Annotated in this window: 14 protein-coding genes and 1 tRNA gene; 7 read left to right on the top strand and 8 right to left on the bottom strand. The window is 71.3% G+C overall.

Annotation, left to right across the window (positions count from 1 at the left end; all coding sequences use genetic code 11):
* Nucleotides 1-15: 15 nt before the first annotated feature.
* The 3 genes from VGJ24_RS06855 to VGJ24_RS06845 all read right to left on the bottom strand — a co-directional run bounded on the left by VGJ24_RS06855 (nt 16) and on the right by VGJ24_RS06845 (nt 2,719).
* On the bottom strand, nt 16-783 hold the full coding sequence (locus VGJ24_RS06855; RefSeq protein ID WP_331499769.1) for a 3'(2'),5'-bisphosphate nucleotidase CysQ: 768 nt from the start codon (nt 781-783) through the stop codon (nt 16-18).
* A 560-nt stretch (nt 784-1,343) separates the two neighbouring features.
* On the bottom strand, nt 1,344-1,943 hold the full coding sequence (pth, locus tag VGJ24_RS06850; RefSeq protein ID WP_331499768.1) for an aminoacyl-tRNA hydrolase: 600 nt from the start codon (nt 1,941-1,943) through the stop codon (nt 1,344-1,346).
* Between the two features lie 80 nt (nt 1,944-2,023).
* Nucleotides 2,024-2,719 (bottom strand): 50S ribosomal protein L25/general stress protein Ctc, encoded by a 696-nt coding sequence (locus VGJ24_RS06845; protein ID WP_331499767.1) that lies wholly within the window; start codon nt 2,717-2,719, stop codon nt 2,024-2,026.
* Nucleotides 2,720-2,953: 234 nt separating this feature from the next.
* Between VGJ24_RS06845 and pepN the strand changes: the two genes are divergently transcribed.
* Entirely contained in the window at nt 2,954-5,389 is a 2,436-nt protein-coding gene (gene pepN / locus VGJ24_RS06840) for an aminopeptidase N (protein ID WP_331499766.1), read from the top strand.
* Nucleotides 5,390-5,445: 56 nt separating this feature from the next.
* Here pepN and VGJ24_RS06835 read toward each other — a convergent pair whose 3' ends face one another.
* Entirely contained in the window at nt 5,446-6,429 is a 984-nt protein-coding gene (locus tag VGJ24_RS06835; protein WP_331499765.1) for a ribose-phosphate diphosphokinase, read from the bottom strand.
* Between the two features lie 3 nt (nt 6,430-6,432).
* The gene (gene glmU, locus VGJ24_RS06830; protein WP_331499764.1) at nt 6,433-7,854 is read right to left on the bottom strand and encodes a bifunctional UDP-N-acetylglucosamine diphosphorylase/glucosamine-1-phosphate N-acetyltransferase GlmU; all 1,422 of its coding nucleotides are present in this window, start codon (nt 7,852-7,854) and stop codon (nt 6,433-6,435) included.
* A 248-nt stretch (nt 7,855-8,102) separates the two neighbouring features.
* On the opposite strand from glmU, the gene VGJ24_RS06825 reads away from it, so the two are divergent.
* Nucleotides 8,103-8,181: transfer RNA gene (locus VGJ24_RS06825), tRNA-Gln, on the top strand.
* Between the two features lie 51 nt (nt 8,182-8,232).
* Here VGJ24_RS06825 and VGJ24_RS06820 read toward each other — a convergent pair.
* Nucleotides 8,233-8,685, bottom strand: coding sequence for a hypothetical protein (locus tag VGJ24_RS06820; RefSeq protein WP_331499763.1), 453 nt, complete (start codon nt 8,683-8,685; stop codon nt 8,233-8,235).
* A gap of 169 nt (nt 8,686-8,854) precedes the next feature.
* On the opposite strand from VGJ24_RS06820, the gene VGJ24_RS06815 reads away from it, so the two are divergent.
* Genes VGJ24_RS06815 through VGJ24_RS06795 form a run of 5 tightly spaced genes read left to right on the top strand, consistent with a single transcriptional unit; the run spans nt 8,855 to nt 14,108 of the window.
* The gene (locus VGJ24_RS06815; RefSeq protein ID WP_331499762.1) at nt 8,855-10,897 is read left to right on the top strand and encodes a sensor histidine kinase; all 2,043 of its coding nucleotides are present in this window, start codon (nt 8,855-8,857) and stop codon (nt 10,895-10,897) included.
* Complete coding sequence (locus tag VGJ24_RS06810; RefSeq protein WP_331499761.1) at nt 10,894-11,544, top strand: response regulator transcription factor; 651 nt, start codon at nt 10,894-10,896, stop codon at nt 11,542-11,544. Before VGJ24_RS06815 ends, VGJ24_RS06810 begins: the two co-directional genes overlap by 4 nt.
* 23 nt (nt 11,545-11,567) lie before the next feature.
* Nucleotides 11,568-12,692 carry an ATP-dependent DNA ligase gene (locus tag VGJ24_RS06805; RefSeq protein WP_331499760.1) on the top strand — a complete coding sequence of 375 codons (1,125 nt, stop codon included), beginning with the start codon at nt 11,568-11,570 and terminating at the stop codon, nt 12,690-12,692.
* Between the two features lie 46 nt (nt 12,693-12,738).
* Nucleotides 12,739-13,275, top strand: a complete 537-nt coding sequence (locus VGJ24_RS06800; protein ID WP_331499759.1) for a hypothetical protein — start codon at nt 12,739-12,741, stop codon at nt 13,273-13,275.
* Nucleotides 13,272-14,108: a hypothetical protein gene (locus VGJ24_RS06795; protein WP_331499758.1), complete on the top strand. Its 837-nt coding sequence runs from the start codon at nt 13,272-13,274 to the stop codon at nt 14,106-14,108. The genes VGJ24_RS06800 and VGJ24_RS06795 overlap by 4 nt, the downstream gene beginning before the upstream one ends.
* Here the strand turns inward: VGJ24_RS06795 and VGJ24_RS06790 are convergent.
* Nucleotides 14,105-14,986, bottom strand: coding sequence for a glycosyltransferase (locus VGJ24_RS06790; protein WP_331499757.1), 882 nt, complete (start codon nt 14,984-14,986; stop codon nt 14,105-14,107). The two genes, VGJ24_RS06795 and VGJ24_RS06790, sit on opposite strands and share 4 nt — an antisense overlap.
* 57 nt (nt 14,987-15,043) lie before the next feature.
* Nucleotides 15,044-16,050 (bottom strand): DNA polymerase domain-containing protein (locus tag VGJ24_RS06785; RefSeq protein WP_331499756.1); only part of this gene is annotated, 1,007 nt, incomplete at its 5' end.

Genomic DNA, 16,050 nt, shown 5'->3' with positions numbered 1-16,050 from the left:
AGTCCGTGGGTGAGCTCAGGCGGTGCCGTGACGGCGTACGAAGTCGAGGATCTGTGCGGACAGCTCCGGACGGCACACGATCAGGTCGGGGAGAGAGACGTCGTCCTGGTTGTAGCGGAGCTCCGATCCGTCCACGCGCGAGCAGAACAGCCCCGCCGATCGAGCCACCGCCACGGGTGCGGCGTTGTCCCATTCGTACTGCCCGCCCGCATGCACGTAGGCGTCGCTGACGTCGCGCACCACCGAGATCACCTTGACCCCCGCCGACCCCATCGGGACCAGCTCGGCGTCGATCTCCTCGGCCAAGGCCTCCACGAAGGCCGGTGGCCGGGTGCGCGACACGGCGATGCGCGGGCGCGCACTGCTTCGCGGCGGTACGACGGGTGGTCGCCCCGTGTCGAACGTCTCGTGCAGGGCGGGCTGGGCCACCGCGCCCGCCGTGAGGTCGCCGTCCTGCCACAGCGCGACATGGACCGCCCAGTCGTCGCGTGGAGGCTCGGAGAACTCCCGCGTGCCGTCGAGCGGGTCCACGATCCAGACCCGGGACGCATGCAGGCGACGCTTGTCGTCCTTGCCCTCCTCGGAGAGCACGGAGTCACCCGGCCGGTGCTCGGCCAGGAGCTCCATCAGCAGTTCGTGGGCCGCTCGGTCGCCCGCGTCCTTGAGCTCGCGCCCCGTCGGCCCCGACTCACGCACGGCCAGGAGCCGCTCACCGGCGGTGGTGGCCAGCCAGGCCGCCAGCGCGTGGTCGTCGAGATGGGCCGGGGCGTCCGAGGCTGTCACGGCCGCCACCCTACGGCCTGTCGGGTGCCCCGACGGCCCCTGCTCAGGCGTCGTCCCGGCCCGCTTGCACTGCGGCTCGCGAGGCGAGGAACGCGTGGATCGCTGCGTCCGCGACCGACGGCGCCTTCGAAGCGCCCCGATGATCGTCACCTGCCGTGGGCCCCGCCTTCGGCGTTGCCCATACCCCCGTGCGCACCACGGCGCGCCTGCTCGGTCTGGTCAAGAGATCCCCCCCGATCTCGGATGCACCGGGTCCCCCGACCCGGGTGCGCGTGCTGGAGGGACGCTGCGACGTACGTGCTGGTCTCGGTCCTGCCCCCGCAGCTACCCATGCAGCCGTCGCGCCCGGCTGGCATGCCGGATGAGCCCACGACGAACAGCAGGAGCCGAGCCCCACGACACATTCCCCCCTTGGGCCCGAAGGCCCTGGCCGCACCTGTGACCGACTCCCCCGAGTCGAACGCGACCGGTGCCCATTGTGAAGGCCGATCGTGGGCCCAGGGAAGAGCGAGCGCGGCGTTCGACGGCAAAATTCCTGGCGGTCGCGAGACGACCGACCGTCACGAGTTGTAGCGCGCCTGCGTGCGCTCCAGACCGTCCGTCAGCAGCGATTCGACGGCGTCCGCCGCGGCGCTCACCTGGAGCGGCACCAGCTTCCGCTCGGCGGCGGAGTAGTTCGACAGCACGAAGTCCGAGACGTCCTGTCGACCCGGGGGGCGGCCGATGCCGATCCGTACCCGGTAGAAGTCGCCGGTGCCGAGCGACCCCCGCAGCGAGCGGAGCCCGTTGTGGCCGTTGTCGCCGCCGCCGAGCTTGACCCGCATCGTGTCGAACGGCAGGTCCAGCTCGTCGTGGACCGCCACGATCCGCTCGGGCGGCACCTTGTAGAACGTCGCGAGCTGCTTGACCGGCCCGCCGCTCTCGTTCATGTACGAGCGTGTGCGCACCAGCACGACGCGCGGGCCGTCGGTGCCCGGCGGCGCAAGCCGACCCTCGACCACATCGGCGCGGCCGGACTTGTGGGCGCGGAACGACGAGCCCATCCGCTCGGCCAGCTCGGCGCCGACGAGGTAGCCGACGTTGTGCCGGTGACCGGCGTACGACGGCCCGGGGTTGCCCAGGCCGACCACGAGCCAGACCTCACCGGGCTCGCTCGCCATGTCACCCACCTCTTCAGGGTCGGAGGAGGCACGCGCCCGGGCCGGACTGCGGCGCAGCCAACCCGGGCGGTGCAGACGCCTCACTCGGCGGTGTCGCCCTCGGCCGGAGCCTCGCCCTCGCCGGCGTCGCCCTCGGCGGCCCCGAACTCGGCGGTCTCGGCGGGCTCTTCGCCCTCCTCGTGGACGATGCCGGCGTCGGCCTCGGCCTCGGCCAGGTCGGACTCGAGCTGCTCGGCCGTCTGCTGCTGCGTGACGTTCACGATCAGGGACTGCGGGTCGGTCAGCAGGGTGGTGCCCTCGGGCAGCACCAGGTCGGACGCATGGATCTGCGTTCCGATCTCGGCGCCGGCGACCGACACCTCGATGCGCTCGGGGATGTTGGTCGCCTCCGCCTCGACCTGGACGGTCGACTGCTCGGTCACGACCAGGGTCTCGGGGGCTGCTTCACCGGAGACGTGGATCGGGACGTCGACGGTGACCTTCTCACCGCGGCGTACGGCGACGAAGTCGATGTGCTCGAGCACCCGGCGGATCGGGTCGACCTGCACCTGCTTGGTCAGGGCGAGCTGGCTGTCGCCGTCGATGTCGAGCTCGAGCAACGCGTTCGCGCCACCGTGCTTGAGCGCCATCATCGTGTCGTGGCCGGGCAGGGTCAGGTGGATCGGGTCGTTCCCGTGGCCGTACACCACGGCCGGGATCTTGTCCGCGCGCCGGATCCGGCGCGCCGCACCCTTGCCGAACTCGGTGCGCATCTCTGCGGTGATCTTCTCGGGCATGCCGTCCACTCCTCGTGGTCTCGTCTGCGTCTGCGGGCCACGAACGAGGAACGCCGCGCGATCGGGTCGGCGCGGCGTGAAGGCGGCCGCCCTGTCGATCACGGACACCGTGCCGGCACCGTCACGGTGCAGGTCCGGCTCCCTCGCCGAGGCAACTCTCGGAGTCTAGACAGCGGCGGTCGTGGAGGCGAATCCCCGTGGTAGCGCCCGCCTGGGCTCCCCTAGGTTGGGGGCGTGTCCCTCACCTACGACGAGGCCCGCACCCGCGCCGAGCAGGTCTCCGAGATCACCTACCGCATCGACCTGGACCTCACCTCCCGCGAGACCTTCGGGTGCCGGACGACGGTCACGTTCGCCCTCGCCGACCCGCGGGCCACGACGTTCCTCGAGCTCAAGGACGCCCAGGAGCTCCGGCTGACGGTCAACGACACGCCCGTGGAGTCCCCGGCGTACGACAGCGGCCGGATCACGCTGCACGACCTGAAGCCGCGCAACGAGGTGGTCGTCGAGGCACGCGTGCCCTACGTGAACGACGGCGACGGCATGCACACGTTCACCGACCCGGCCGACGACGAGACCTACGTGTCGGCGCTGCTGGGCATGGACATCGCGCAGAAGGTGTTCGCGTGCTTCGACCAGCCCGACCTCAAGGCACCGATCTCGCTGACGATCGACGCGCCGTCGGCGTGGACCGTGGTCGCCAACGGTCGTGAGCTCGGGCGCGAGGGTGGGGTGAGGTCGTTCACGACCACGCCGCCGATCTCGACGTACCTCTTCGTCGTGTGTGCCGGCCCCTGGCACTCGCGCACCTGGGAGCACGCCGGGCTGCCGTTCGGCTGGCACATCCGGGCGTCGTTGGGCGGCGAGCTCGACCGCGACTTCGAGGACATGAAGCGGGTCACCGAGGCGTGCTTCGACTTCTACACCGACGCCTTCGACGAGCCTTATCCCTTCGACTCCTACGACCAGGTGATGCAGCCCGGCCACAACTGGGGTGCGCTGGAGACCGCCGGGTGCGTGACGTTCCGGGACGAGTACGTGCCGCGCCACGATCCCGACGCGGGCGAGGTCGTCGACCGGTCGACCGTGATCGCGCACGAGATGGCGCACATGTGGTTCGGCGACCTGGTGACGATGAAGTGGTGGCAGGACACTTGGCTCAACGAGTCGTTCGCCGACTTCATGGGCTACCACGTCGCGCACGAGGCCGGTGTCGCCGGGTCGTGGCCCGACTTCTCGCTGAACCGGAAGCCGACCGGGTACGCCGCGGACGCTCGGCGGTCGACCCACCGCATCGCCGAGGACGCCGAGCGCCTCGTCGACGTCGACACGGCGTTCACCAACTTCGACATGATCACCTACGCCAAGGGGGCGTCGGTGCTCCGCCAGCTGGTCACGTGGCTGGGCTGGGACACGTTCGTCGCGGGCACCAACGTCTACCTGACCCGGCACCGCTTCGCGAACGCCGAGCTCTCCGACTATCTCGAGGCGCTCGACTCGGTGACCGACCGCGACGTACGGGGCTGGGCCGAGGCCTACCTTCGGACGACCGGGTTCGACACGATCCGCGTGACGCGAGACGGCGACGTACCTGTGCTGGAGCGCGACGGGTCGCGGCCGCACCGGTTCACGGTCGCGGCGCTCGAGGGGGCCACCGTCCGGGGCAGCCGGCTCGTCGACCTCGCCGACGTGCCGGTCCCGCTCCCCGAGTACGCCGGCGCTCCGGTGATCCCGAACGCGCACGACGAGGCATACGCCGCGGTGCTGCTGGACGACTTCTCCTGGCGCGCCGTCGTCGACGACCTCGGCACCGTGCCCGATCCGCTGCTGCGCGCCGTGACCTGGACCAACGCGACCACCCGGCTCCGCAACGGCCTGGTGACGGTCCGTGAGTACCTCGACGTGGTCGAGCGGCATCTCGGGAAGGAGACCGACGCTGTCGTCTTCGACTCCGTGTCGCGACGCCTGGTCCGGCAGGTGCTGGCCCAGTGGACCGCGCCCGAGGCGTTGGCGGCCGCCGAACGCTCGGTGTGCGCCGTGGCCCAGGAGGTGCTGGCGGCCGGCGACGCCGACCGCGCGTTGGCCGCGATGCGCCGGATCGCCGCGACCAGCCACGACGTCGACCTGCTGCGACGCTGGCTCGCGTCTGGAGAGGCGCGGCCGGGGCTGGCCGTGGACCGCGACACGCGATGGATGGTGGTACGTCGCCTCGTGATCCTCGGCGAGGCGGGTGACGACCTGGTCGACCGCGAGGAGACCGACGACCGCTCGGCGAGCGGGCGCGAGTCTGCCCTGGCCGCGCGGGCGAGCCGGCCGGACGCGGCCGCGAAGGCAGACGCCTGGACCAAGCTGCACGACCCGCGGATCTCCAACCGCGACTTCGGCGCCGTGGTCTTCGGGCTCTGGACACCCGGCCAGGAGGACCTGACCGTGCCTTACCTCGATCGCTACCTCCACGAGGCGCCGGGGATCGCGGCCCGCGGCCAGTCGTTCTCGCTCGACGTCGGCGACGCGACCCCGCGTTTCCCGATGGCCCTGCCCCGCTTGGAGTCCTACCGGCAGGCACTCGCCACCGCGGCCGAGAACCTCGACAACACGGTGCTGCGGCGGTCGTGGGACGACACGTTCGACGACCTGGGAGTCACGATGCGCGTGCGGATGGCCGGGTGAGGGCTGGCGGCTCGCGCACCAGCGCGCCTCGCCGTTCGCCGCGGTTGAGCGCTCGCTCAGGCCTGCCCGTCGAACATCTTGGTGACCGACCCGTCCTCGAAGACCTCCTTGATGGCCTGTGAGAGCAGCGGGGCGATCGACAGGCAAGTGAGCTTGTCGAACCGCTTCTCCTCCGGGATCGGCAGCGTGTTGGAGACCACGATCTCGGTCACCGCGCTGTTCTTGAGCCGGTCGACGGCAGGTCCGGACAGGATCGGGTGGGTGGCGGCGATCACGACCCCGGCGGCGCCGTCGCGGGCGAGGGCCTCGGCCGCATGGACGATCGTGCCGCCGGTGTCGATCATGTCGTCGACCAGGACGCAGATGCGGCCGCGCACGTCACCGACGACGCGGTTGGCGACGGTCTCGTTGGGCTGGCCGGTGCGGTGGGTCTTGTGGATGAACGCCAGTGGCGCGCCGTTCAGGCGCGACGACCAGCGCTCGGCGACCTTGATCCGGCCCGCGTCGGGGCTGACCACGGCGAGGTCCTGGTCGCCGTACTTCTCCTTGACGTACGTCGCCAGGATCGGCTGGGCGAACAGGTGGTCGACGGGTCCGTCGAAGAAGCCCTGGATCTGGTCGGCGTGCAGGTCGACGGTGATCAGCCGGTCGGCGCCGGCGGTCTTGAACATGTCGGCGACCAGGCGGGCCGAGATCGGCTCGCGGCCGCGGTGCTTCTTGTCCTGGCGGGCGTAGCCGTAGAACGGCATCACGACCGTGATCCGCTTGGCGCTGGCCCGCTTCAGCGCGTCGACCATGATCAGGTGCTCCATCAGCCACTCGTTGATGGGCGCGGTGTGGCTCTGGATCACGAAGGCGTCGGAGCCGCGCACCGACTCCTCGTAGCGGACGTAGGTCTCCGAGTTGGCGAACTCGTAGGCCTGGGTCGGCACCAGCTCGATGCCGAGGCCGGCCACGACCTCTTCGGCGAGCGCGGGGTGAGCCCGGCCGGAGAAGACCATCAGGTGCTTCTTGGTGGTCCTCTTCGTCTTCAAGGTCACAGGTCAGGATTCTCCCTCATCGGGCCCGGGCTCCCCCATCGTGGTCGCCTCCTGATCGCGTGGGGCGCGGCGGTCGAGGTTGCGCTGCGGTCCCCCGGAGACGGCCAGATGACCGGGCGGCACGTCACGGCGTACGACGGTGCCGCCACCGGTCATCGCGCCGTCGCCGATGGTCACCGGCGCCACGAACGTGTTGTTGGCCCCGGTCTTCGCGCCCTTGCCGACAGTCGTGTGGTGCTTGTTGACCCCGTCGTAGTTGGCGACGATCGTGCCGGCTCCGATGTTGGTGCCCTCGCCGATGTCGGCGTCGCCGACGTACGACAGGTGGGGCACCTTGGCCCCGGCGCCGATGTGGGCGTTCTTGGTCTCGACGAACGTGCCGATCTTGCCGCCGCCTCCGAGCTCGGTGCCGGGCCGGAGGTAGGCGTACGGACCGACGCTCGCTCCGTTCCCGACCACCGCCAGCTCGCCGTGCGTGCGCACCACCCGGGCGCCCGCACCGATCTCGCAGTCCTTGAGCGAGGTGTCCGGACCGATCACGGCGTCCTCACCGACGACAGTCGCGCCGAGGAGCTGGGTGTTCGGCAGCAGGATCACGTCCGGGGCGAGCGAGACGTCGGCCTCGATCCACGTGGTGTCGGGGTCCATGACGGTGACGCCGTCGCGCATCCACTGCTCGACGATGCGGCGGTTGAGCTCGCGGCCGAGGTTGGCGAGCTGCACGCGGTCGTTGGCACCTTCGGTCTGCATCCAGTCGTCGATCGGGAACGCGCCCACGGTGAGGCCGGCGTCGCGGGCGAGGCCGACGGTGTCGGTGAGGTAGTACTCGCCCTTTGCGTTGTCGTTGTCGAGCTTCGGCAGCGCCTCGGTGAGGAACTCCGCGTCGAAGGCGAGGATCCCCGAGCTGATCTCGTGGATGCTGCGCTGGTCGGTGGTGGCGTCGTTCTCCTCGATGATCGCTTCGACGTCGCCCTCGTCGTTGCGGACGATCCGGCCGTAGCCGAACGGGTCGTCGACGACGCCGCTGAGCACGCTGACCGCGCACTGCGCCGCCTCGTGCTCGAGCGCGAAGTCGCGCAGGCTCTCGCCGCGCAGCAGCGGGGTGTCTCCAGCCGCGACCAGCACCGTGCCGGACGTCGTACCGGCGGCCTCGACCGCGATGCGTACGGCGTCCCCGGTGCCTTTCTGGTCCTCCTGGACGGCGAGCACCACGGCGGGCATCAGGGACTGGATGTGCGGGCCGACCTGGTCGCGCTGGTGGCCGACCACGGCGACGACGCGGCCGGGTTCGAGTGCCTGGACGGCGGCGAGGACGTGGCCGACCATGCTGCGGCCGCCGATCTCGTGCAGCACCTTGGCGGTCTTCGACCTCATGCGAGTGCCTCCACCTGCTGCCAGCACGATCACGGTGAGGTCGCTCGCCATGAACCCAACGTATCCCCCGGCCCGGGGGACGGGGCCATCGTCCGAGCGAACGATCCTGTCCACGAGCGCGGCCAGGTCCTACGCGCTCGCGCGCGAGCCGGGCTCTACGCTTGGCCACCGATCCCCGGTTGGTCTGTCGGGCGATGTGCTGCGCCGCCAGGCGGGCCCTAACCTTTCTAGTCATTCCCCGGTTGGTCTGCCGGGCCATCGTGCTGCACCGCCAGGCGGGCCCTAACCTTTCTAGTCATTCCCCGGTTGGTCTGCCGGCAGGGCCCGCCTGACTTTGAATCAGGATTAGCGACGTAGGTTCGACTCCTACCCGGGGAGCTCAGGTGTCACCGGCTCAACGGCCCCATGGGCCCAACCGTTCCCATGGGTTCAGCCGTTCCACCGGATCGTGAACGTGGAAGCGTCGGGGTTCGAGCCGGGGTGGCCGGAGACGGTGCCGGTGATGCCGTCGTAGATGCCCGTCCCGCCGGTGACCTTGCCGAGGATGGTCCCGGTGTCGACGTCGACGGTGGCCCAGACCCGCATCTGGCCCCTCGGCCGGGCCAGGGTGACCAGGCAGTGCGCTCGGTGGGCGGCGAAGTCGAAGGAGCACGTGTTGGCGGTGTAGCCGATCGTGCGGCCCGACCGGGTGGCCCGGTCGGTCTCGATCAGCAGGTGGTGGTCCTTGGCCGCACCGGTGCTTGCGATCTGGTGAGTGGTGAAGGTCAGGGTGTGGCTCCGGCCGCCGCTCGAGGCGGACGCGATGCCGCCCGTCGTACTCGCGACGAGGGCTCCCGCGGCCAGGACGCCGGCCACGGTGCAGATGACGGACGTGCGGTTCATGATCGAGCTCCTTTGTGTTCGGCGGCCCTGGTGGCCGGCGGGTCCATCGTCGGCGAGCCCGCTCCCACCGACGAGAGCAGCAGCACAGGTGACGGCAGGGAAGAACTCCCGGGCCCTCGTGGGAATCGACCCCTTGCCGCGCGGTCGCGCCGGACCCACCCTTGTCCCCATGTACGGCGCCCGAGCCCGGCCGATCCTCCTGTGGGGAGCGATCGCGCTGGCCGTCGCGCTGTCCGCGGCCGGCCTGGCGGTCTCGATCGCGGTCGACGTCGATCGCACCCTCCTGGACGCGTTGCTGGGCGTCGCGGTGGTGGGCCTGTTCACCGTGACCGGCGCGGTGGTCGTGGCCGCCCGGCCGCGTCATCCGATCGGCTGGCTGCTGCTGTGGGGAGGTGCGGCCTGGGCGGTCGGCAACGCCGCGATCGACGCCGGGGTGCACGGCCTGGCCCACCCGGGCACGGTTCCCGCGATCTCGGCCGTCCTCCTGATCGGTGGCGTGATCCGCGACCTCGGCTGGTTCACCGTGATCCTGGGCGTGCCGATCTACTTCCCCACCGGGCGGATCGCGTCTCCGAGATGGCGGCTGCTCCCCTGGCTCCTGGTGGTGGTCGACGTCGCCGCGGCCGCCAGCACCCTGCTCGCGCCCGACGCCGACCTCCAGCTCGACGGCTGGACGAACCCCCTGGCTCCGTCGGGCTTCCTCCGGGTCTTCGAAGGACTCACCTTCTTCCTCAGCATCCCGCTCGCCCTGGTCGTGATGGCCCTCGCGCTGTGGCAGCTGCGGGAGCGGTGGCGCGCCGGGAGCGAGCTGGAGCGTCAGCAGATCCGCATCGTCGCGTTCGCCGCCGCACTACCGATTCTGGCCGCGCCACTCGCGTTCGTGCCTGGCCTGCCCGGTGACCCGTTCTCGATCCTGGTGCTCCCGCTGCCGGTGAGCATCGGGTTCGCCGTGCTCGCCCGGCGCCTCTACGACCTGCGTACGGCGGCCAACCGCACCGCCGTCTGGGTCCTCCTGTCGGCGCTGGTCGCCGGCATCTACGCCCTGGTCGTAGCCGGGGTCGGGGGTGCCCTGGACCTCGGCACCGCGGCCCGGCTCCCGGCGGTCGCGGTCGGGGTGGTCGCGGTCTCGTTCGCGCCGCTGCGCGACGTCCTGCAGCGCGGCGTCGACCGGGTGCTCTTCGGTCGGTGGCAGGAGCCGTACGAGGTGCTCGCCCGGCTCGGGCAGCGGCTCGAGGCGACCGCCGACGTCGACCGCCTGCTGCAGGAGTCGACCACCGAGCTCGCCGCGCTGGGACTGCGCGCGGTGCGGATCGAGGACGCCTACGGCCAGGTGCTGGCCTCGGCGACCGACGCGACCGACGCGAACGGGTCCGACGGCGACGTCGTGACCGACGACCAGGAGCAGGAGCCGGACGAGATCCCGCTGCTGGTGTACGGCGAACGGGTCGGCATCCTGCGCTTCCAGCGTCCGGTCACACCCCTGCGGCCCGTCGACCGCCGGTTGCTCGAGGATCTCGCGGTGCACCTCGGCGGGGTGCTCCACGACCACCGCCTGACCCAGGACCTGCAGCGCGCCCTCGAGCGCGTCGTCCTGGCCCGCGAGGAGGAACGGCGCCGGCTCCGGCGTGACCTCCACGACGGCCTCGGGCCCGCCCTCGCCGGGCATCTGCTCCGGCTGGACGTGATCGGCCGCGAGCTCGACCGCGACAGCCACGCCGCTGACCTGGTGCGAGCGCTGCGGGAGGAGCTCCGCGCGACCGTGCTCGACGTACGACGGGTGGTCGAGGGCCTGCGCCCCCCCGCCCTCGACGAGCTCGGCCTGTCGGGCGCCGTCGAGCAGGCCGTCCAGCGACTCACGGGCGGAAGCGGACTCCAGGTCGACGTCTTCGTCGCCCCGCTGCCGGCGCTACCCGCGGCCGCCGAGGTGGCGGCCTTCCGGATCGTGACCGAGGCCGTCACCAACGTGGTGCGGCATGCCCAGGCGACCTGGTGCCGGGTGACGCTCGAGACCTGTCCGGGCCTGCTCCGCCTCGTTGTCCAGGACGACGGCCTCGGGATCGACTCGCCCCGGCAGGCCGGGAACGGCCTGCACACCATGCGCGAGCGGGCCGAGGAGATGCGGGGCGACCTGATCGTGGCGTCGGGCGCGGACGGCACCCGCGTGACGGCCGAGCTGCCGGTGCCCACGATCGCCTCGGTGGCGGCGTCGTGAGCGTCCGGGTCCTCGTCGTCGACGACCATCCCGTGTTCCGCGATGGCCTCGCCGCCTCGCTCGCCGCGCTCCCCGAGATCGACGTGGTCGGCGTCGCCTCCGACGGTCCGGCGGCGGTGGAGGCTGCGGCCGCAGGTGGTGTGGACGTCGTGCTGATGGACCTCAACCTGCCGTCGATGTCGGGAGTCGAGGCCACCGCGCTGACCTGCGCGCTGCCCGACCCGCCGGCCGTGCTGGTCGTCACGATGGTCGACGACGACGACACCGTGCTCGCGGCCATGCGGGCCGGGGCGCGGGGCTACGTGCTCAAGGGCTCCACCGGCGAGGAGATCGCGGCCGCCGTCACCACGGTGGCATCCGGGGGTGCGGTCTTCGGTCCGGGCGTGGCCACCCAGCTCCTCGCGGCCACCGCCGGCGGCGGCCGCGCCCACTCCGGCGCCCGGTCGGCCTTCGCGGGGCTCACCGAGCGGGAGTCCGACGTCCTTCGGCTGCTCGGCGAAGGGCGCAGCAACCAGCAGATCGCCTCGGCGCTCGGCCTGACCGTGAAGACCGTGCAGAACTACGTGTCCCGGATCCTCGACAAGCTCCAGGTCCGCGATCGCACCCAGGCGGCACTCCGCGTGCGCGACGAGCGCGGAGCTCGCTGAACGCGAGGTCCTAGTCTCGTCCCATGGACCTGCCCGTGATGCCGCCGGTGCGGCCGATGCTGGCCAAGAGCGTCAAGGGGATCCCCGACCCGGCGAAGCACACGGTCAACGACATCGTGGGGCTGAGCTTCGAGCCGAAGTGGGACGGGTTCCGCTGCCTGGTCTTCAAGGACGGCGACGAGGTCGAGCTGGCCAGCCGCAACACCAAGCCGCTGACCCGTTACTTCCCCGAGGTCGTCGCGGCCATGCAGGAGCAGCTGCCGGACCGGATCGTGCTGGACGGTGAGATCTTCGTGGCGTTGCGTGGGGACGACGGCGTCGACCGTCTGGAGTTCGAGACGCTCCAGGAGCGCATCCATCCCGCCAAGAGCCGCATCGACATGCTCGCCGAGAAGACCCCCGCCGGCTTCGTGGCGTTCGACCTGCTGGCGCTGGGCGACACGGCGTACGTCGAGCGCCCCTTCGCCGAGCGCCGCGCCGCGCTCGAGACGGCGATCGGCAGCCTCGACGGGCCGTGCTTCCTCACACAGACCACGACCGACCCGCTGGAGGCAGAGGAGTGGTTCCACCAGTTCGAGGGGGCCGGGCTCGACGGGGTCGTCGCCAAGCCGCTGGGCGCGCCGTACGTCGAGAACGCCCGTTCGATGTTGAAGATCAAGCACGAGCGGACCGCCGACGTCGTCGTCGCGGGTTACCGGGAGCACAAGACGAGCACCCCCGAACGACCTCTGCTGGGCAGTCTTCTCCTCGGCCTGTACGACGGTGGGGAGCTGCAACACATCGGCGTCAGCGCCAGCTTCACCGAGACCCGGCGGGCCGAGCTCATCGAGCAGCTCCAGCCGCTGGTCGTCCCGATCGAGGAGCACCCGTGGGGCCGCTGGGCCGAGTTCCTGACCGCGAACCCCGACCGGGTCCCGGGCACCCAGAGCCGCTGGAGCCAGGGCAAGGACCTCAGCTTCACGCCGTTGCGGCCCGACCTCGTGATCGAGGTCGCCTACGACCACATGGAGGGCCGACGGTTCCGGCACACCGCCCAGTTCCGGCGATGGCGAACCGACCGTGACCCCGAGAGCTGCGGCTACGACCAGCTCGACGAACCAGTTTCCTACGACCTCACCTCCGTGCTGGGGGCGCGGCCCGGTTCGTGACGTCGGTAGGCTTCCCGGCACCTGACCACCGAGCGCGGGAGCCGAGATGAGCGAGACCTACACCGTCGTCCTCCTGGTCGAGCAGGCGCTGTCCAACGCCGACGCCGCCCAGGTGCGCTCGCTGCACGAGGGGCTCGACAGCGAGGTCCGCTACCACGTGCTGCTGCCGGCCGTGGACGCCGCGGCCCGCATCGAGGCCGCGATGGGAGCGGTCAGCGCCGACAACCTGACCGGGCCCCGGATCCCGCTCGACCCGGACGCGGTCGAGACCGTGCGTGAGGAGAGCGAGCGCGAGTCGACCCGTGACCTCGAGGCCACCCTCGCCGCGCTCCGTGCGGCCGGTGCCACCGCCGACGGCGCCGTCGTCGACGACGACCCGATCGCCGCGCTGTCTGCGGCGGTCGCCGAGCTCGACGGTCGCGAGGCCATCATCCTGACCGGCTCGCACGTAGTCTCCGAGTTCTTCCACGTCGACTGGACGTCGCGTGCCCGCCGCAAGATCGGCGTCCCCGTCCTCCACCTCCTCGAGCACGAGAACTTCGACGAGCAGTCCGGGTCGGGAGAGGGCGTCACCGGCCTGTGACGGCGGCCGGCATCTTCCTGACCCACCAGGACTCGCCGCGGATCCGCCGTCACTTCGCGCGCCTGGCCGCCGAGACCGGCGACCTGTTCGACTGGCACTTCGTCCGGAGCCACGACGCGCTCCCGCGCCCGGAGGCACCCTTCCCGTACGACGACCCCGCCGACGTGCTGCCGACCCGCTACCGCGCCATGACCGAGCACGGCGGGGTCCAGGGCGGCTATCTCGACACCCTGCTGGTGCCGGTGTTGCGCGGGCTCTGCTCCCATGACAGGCCCGATGACAGGCCCGACCATCTCTGGCTCTGCGAGTACGACGTGGACTTCGCCGGGCGGTGGGGCGGCCTCTTCCGCCGGTTCGCCGACAACCCGGCCGACCTGCTGACCACGACGCTGATGTACCAGAACGAGCAACCGAGATGGCCGTGGTGGGACAGCGCGCAGGCACCCGACGCCGTACCGGAGGAGCGGTGGGTGCGATCCCTGAACCCGTTGATGCGAGTGACACCCCGGCTGCTCGATGCCTACGTCGCCGCGATGACGGAGCAGTGGCAGGGGCACTACGAGTTCACGCTGGCGACGGCCGCGCTGGACGCCGGGCTGATCGTGGAGGACCTCGGCGGCGAGGGGTCGTTCGTGCCGCCGGGTCGCGAGCGGACGGTGTACGTCGGCAAGTCACCCGCCGGGCGCCCGAAGGACCTGACCTTCGGCTTCCGGCCGGTCCGCACGCGCTACTTCCACGAGGAGCCGGAGTCGTTCGAGCAACCGGGGCTGCTCTACCACCCGGTCAAGCCCGGCGTCGCCGCCTGGAACCGGACGACGATGAACGTCCCCTAGCTGGATGACTCGTCGTGGCGGTTGCGGTTCGCCCTGAGCAGTCGCCGCAGCCGGTGGGCGATGCCCGGGTCGACCGCGTCGCCGCGCGCGTCGAGGACGTCGAGGAAGACGCGGGTGCGCGCGTTGAGCCGCGGGGGCTTGAGCACGAGGTCGATCAGCAGCCGCACCGGCCCGGCGCCGTCCCCGGGCTCTGTGAACTGCCGCGACGCGACCTCGGGGATCCAGCCCGACGCGTTGGCCCCGTGGATCCGGTGGTCGATCAGCGGCTCGGCCAGGTTGCGTCGCTGGCCGAACGCGGTTGCCAGCAGGGCGACCCAGAAGTCGTGCGAGACCGGAGCGTCGGGCGGCGGCCAGCCCCACGTGTCGACGAAGGCCCGGGTGACGGCCATGCTGCAGCCCTTCAGGGCCGCGACCGGTGGGAAGCCGCGCTCGGCGAGCAGGTCGTAGTAGGACGGCGCGACCTGGGTGCCGTCGGCGGTCACCAGCGCGAAGTCGTGGAAGAACGCGCGCGGCGCACTGCGGCGTACGTGCTGAGCCACCGTGGCCAGCTTGGGCGGGCGCCACGCGTCGTCCTGGTCGGCGAAGAAGATCACGTTGCCGGAGCAGGCGCTGCTGGCCGCGACGAAGTTCTGCGCGTAGTCCAGGTGCGGGCCGCCGGCGATGACCTCGACCCGGAACGGCACCCGTCGTGCGAAGGCGTGCAGGATCCCGACCGTGCCGTCCTCCGACCCGTCGTCGCGGACCACGAGCTCGTCGGGCAGTCTTGTCTGCGCGGCGAGACTCTCCAGCATCTCCGGCAGGTAGCGCTCGCCGTTGTACGTCGCCATGGCGACCGACACCGAGGGGCGGCCGGTGAACGCCGGGCTCCACGAGCGCATGGCGGAACCCTAGGGGCGCCGCCTGAGCGATCGCTCTGCGCCCCGCCGACCGTTGCTCTAGTCGACGATCCGGTTGCCGTGCTCGTCCCAGTGGGACTCCACCTTCTTGCTCGGCTGGACCCGTGGCGGTTCGCCCGGCATCTTCGGGTAGTCCGGCGGGTAGTTGAGCTCGACGGACCCCTGCTCCTCGAACAACCGGAGCAGGGGCTCGAGTGAGTAGTGATGGTCGTCGATGGTGGCCCATGGGTCGCCGTCGGTGAGGCGGTCGGGGACGGTGAACAGGTTGTACTCCCCCGGGTCGGTCACGCCGGCCAGCTCGTCCCAGGTCATCGGGGTCGAGACCGGGGCGCCAGGGATCGGTCGGAGGGAGTACGCCGAGGCGATCGTGCGGTCGCGGTTGTTCTGGTTGAAGTCGACGAAGATGCGCTCGCCGCGCTCCTCCTTCCACCACGCGGTCGTGACACCGTCGTCGCGTCGCTCCAGCTCACGGCCGAAGCCGATGGCGGCGTGGCGGACGTCGACGAACTCCCAGCGCGGCTCGATCCGCACGTAGACGTGGATGCCGCGGTTGCCGCTGGTCTTCGGGTAGCCCTTCAGTCCGAGCTCCGCCAGCAGCTCCTGGGCGACCAGGGCCACCCGCACGGCGTCCGCGAACGTCGTACCGGGCTGGGGGTCGAGGTCGATGCGGAGCTCGTCGGGGCGGTCGACGTCGTCACGACGGACCGGCCACGGGTGGAACGTCAGCGCCCCCATGTGCGCGCACCAGACCGGCACCGCGATCTCGGTGGGGCAGACCTCGTCCGCGGTACGCCCGGACGGGAACGTGACGGTCGCGGTCTCGAGAAAGTCGGGCGCACCCTTCGGCGCTCGCTTCTGGTAGAACGCGTCGGCCTTCTCGCCAGCACGTCCGGTGGCCAGCTTGATGCCCGGGTGCACGCCGGCCGGCCAGCGTTCCAGCGCGGTCGGCCGGTCGCGCAGCGCGCGCATCAGCCCGTCCTCGACCGACGCGAAGTACTGGGCGACCATCAGTTTGGTCACCTCAGGCGTGTGCTCGGTGGCCGGAT

It is taken from the genome of Nocardioides sp. (assembly GCF_036493135.1).
Taxonomy (GTDB): domain Bacteria; phylum Actinomycetota; class Actinomycetes; order Propionibacteriales; family Nocardioidaceae; genus Nocardioides.
Note: the sequence above shows the minus strand (reverse complement) of the source record. Positions and strands in the feature narration are given on the sequence as shown.